This window comes from Paenibacillus sp. P4_A9, from assembly GCF_056402415.1.
The window spans coordinates 1-2,270 of record NZ_JBFUHL010000179.1 but is presented as its reverse complement, the minus strand read 5'-3'; the positions used below and the strand labels follow the sequence as shown (position 1 = coordinate 2,270).

Annotated in this window: 1 protein-coding gene; it reads left to right on the top strand. The window is 39.6% G+C overall.

Going from position 1 to position 2,270, the window contains the following annotated elements; translation table 11 throughout:
* Positions 1-158 precede the first annotated feature (158 nt).
* Positions 159-2,270, top strand: a 2,112-nt coding sequence (locus tag AC1DVJ_RS30665) for an AraC family transcriptional regulator (protein WP_477596666.1), incomplete at its 3' end; no start/stop codon positions are given.

Below are 2,270 nucleotides of genomic sequence, written 5' to 3'. Positions count from 1 at the left end.
GGGCCATACAATCAAGAGCAGATCTGCCGCGGCAGCTGCTCTTATTCTTTTTCCCACATAATTCGGTATTAATATTAGTACGAGTACTGTAAAATAAGAGAATGTAAGTAACCGCTTACAAAGGTGGGGTGGAGCGCAAGTTGAACTTTTTCAGGCAAATGTCTTATTTCAAAAAGTTGCTGATTTCCTATATTGCTGTCATTCTAGTGCCAACTGTGATTTTAAGTGGTGTGTATTTTTACTATTACTCAGCTCAAGTAAAGGAAGGCTTGAAGTCAGAAGCTCAGACCAATTTACAGTCATATTCCAGTCTGATTCAAGCTATGACTTCTGAAATGGATCGCGCATCGCTACAGTTTTCTTTCATTCCACAGCTTTCACAGATCTTAAAAGACACACATTACAATGCCTACGATTACCGTTTGCTGCAAAACACGATGCAGACTTCGATTTCGTCCAACTCACTATTTCATTCGGTGTATTTGTATACCAAGATTAATAGTAGGGTCTTAACGACAGGGGAAGGCATTTATCCAATCAATGATTTCTATGATAAAGCTATTATTGATGCGGCATCTGAGAATGAGAATGTAGCACAGTGGCATGCAATTCGTTCTCTTAGATCAGGGGAAGATGTCATTACGTTTAGCAGACGGGTGCCAACAGCCTCCAAAGAGTCATTAGGCATTTTTATTTTTAACATCCGTAAAGATGTTTTCTTTGAGACTGTTCAATTGATTCAGAAGAATGAGAAGCTACCGATTCTTGTTATGGATGCTTCCCATAAGATTGTGTATCCTCGTGCGAATCAGTTGTCAGGGGAATTAGAAAAACACTATGCAAAAGGTGAGTTTGACCCACAAGTTTGGAGAGAGATTCAATTAGGTGGAAGCCAATATGAATTGAGCTCAATGAAATCCCCCATGCTTGGATGGACATTTATTCGATTAGTGCCCATGGAAGAATATAGGAAGCTGATTAACAAGAAATTGGCAGCTGTGCTGCTTGTCATTCTATCCGTAACTCTGGTGTTTACAGCCATCTCGTACCTACTTTCATTGATGATGTATATCCCTTTTAAGCGTATTGTCTCTGCGATTAAGGATCGTTTGAAAACGATAGAAACATCTGATAAAAGTAATGAATTCGATTTTGTCGAACATGCCATTCATCAAATACTTATTGAGAATGAACAAATTAAGTCTGCGGTGCTTCAGAATCAGCCGATTATCAAAGAGCGGTGGGTCAATGCGATTCTGAACAGCTTAATTCATACGGATAACGCTCTGGCGGCCGAGCATATGAGTGAAACAGGGATCGATTTCAGTAGATCTCATTTCATGGATCTGACCGTTATTATGGATTTGCGCTCACATACGGAGATAGAAAAGAATAAGATCAGGCTAGTTATTTTTTCGATGATTGAGAATGCGTTCTCAGCTGAGTTTGGCATTGCGGGGACCATATTAGATAGTGACAGCTTTGGTTTTATTATTAACACGAATCATACAAGCTTAGATAATGAATTCCGTCAAATTCTCAAGGAGATCAGCTATCCGTTAATAGATCTCGCGCAATCAGAGCTGAAGATTAATTTGCAATGTATTTATGGTTCGCTGCATAGTTCACTGAGAGAATTGAGTCTGAAACGAACCTCGGCCAAAAATTTGCGATACAATGCCCTCATCAATGAGGTGGATGTAGTCATAATGGAAGACCTGAAGCAAACAGATGCAGTTGGCTATCCTTCTCAATACGTACATCTACTGTTGATGAGCATTAGATCAGGGGATCAGAAGAAGGCGCGTGAGATGGTTGTTCAGCTCTTTCAATCCTACGTGTATCCGACTAAATCATCCCACGATAAGTTGGTAGAAATGTTAATCATGCTATTAAGCGTAATTGTCCATGAGCTAAGACAAGAAGATGAGAACTTTCATGAACCTCCAGATGGCAACTTGCTGCGGTTGAATGATGCTCATAGTAAGCAGGAGTTAGAGACGTTAGTCGTAGGTTTTATTGACAGGTTGGTTGACAGCCATCAAGCAGGTCCGGATGAGAATAGAAACGTCCATATCGTTCGTGCGCTTGACTATATCAAGGTGAATTATCAGAACAATATCTCAATCAGCGATATTGCTGATTACTTACAGATTAGTCCCAGTTATTTAAGCAGGATTTTTAAAAATGAGAAAGGCAAGTCACCATTAGAATATTTAACGGAATACCGAATGGAAAGAGGGAAAGTTTATTTGGCAGACAATAAACTA